Genomic DNA, 509 nt, shown 5'->3' with positions numbered 1-509 from the left:
GCAGCCATGCGCATTGCGTTACGCGCGTACTCCATGAACATCAGGAAGGTCGCGCCGTAAGGAACAAAACCACCGTGCAGTGCGATACCGTTGATGATCGCGGTCATACCGAACTCACGCACACCGTAGTGGATGTAGTTGCCTGATGCGTCATCCGCTGTTACAGCTTTCGAACCAGACCACATGGTCAGGTTTGACGGTGCAAGGTCCGCAGAGCCGCCCATGAATTCTGGCAGCATCGCACCAAACGCTTCAAGCGCGTTTTGTGACGCTTTACGTGATGCAATGTTTGCTGGGTTCGCTTGCAGATCAGCAATGATTTGGCTCGCTTTCGCTTCCCACTCAGCTGGCAGGTCGCCGTTCAGACGACGCTTAAGCTCCGCCGCTTCTGCTGGGTATGCAGCTGCGTATGCGTCAAATTTCGCATTCCAATCCGCTTCTTTTGCTGCGCCTGCTTCTTTTGCATCCCATGCGCCGTAAACGTCGGCAGGGATTTCAAATGCTGGGTG

Annotated in this window: 1 pseudogene; it reads right to left on the bottom strand. The window is 54.8% G+C overall.

Annotation, left to right across the window (positions count from 1 at the left end):
- Positions 1-509 (bottom strand): annotated as a pseudogene (locus LRP49_RS25175) (transketolase); the annotation flags it as partial.

Source organism: Enterovibrio qingdaonensis, assembly GCF_028683135.1.
Classification (GTDB): domain Bacteria; phylum Pseudomonadota; class Gammaproteobacteria; order Enterobacterales; family Vibrionaceae; genus Enterovibrio; species Enterovibrio qingdaonensis.
Note: the sequence above shows the minus strand (reverse complement) of the source record. Positions and strands in the feature narration are given on the sequence as shown.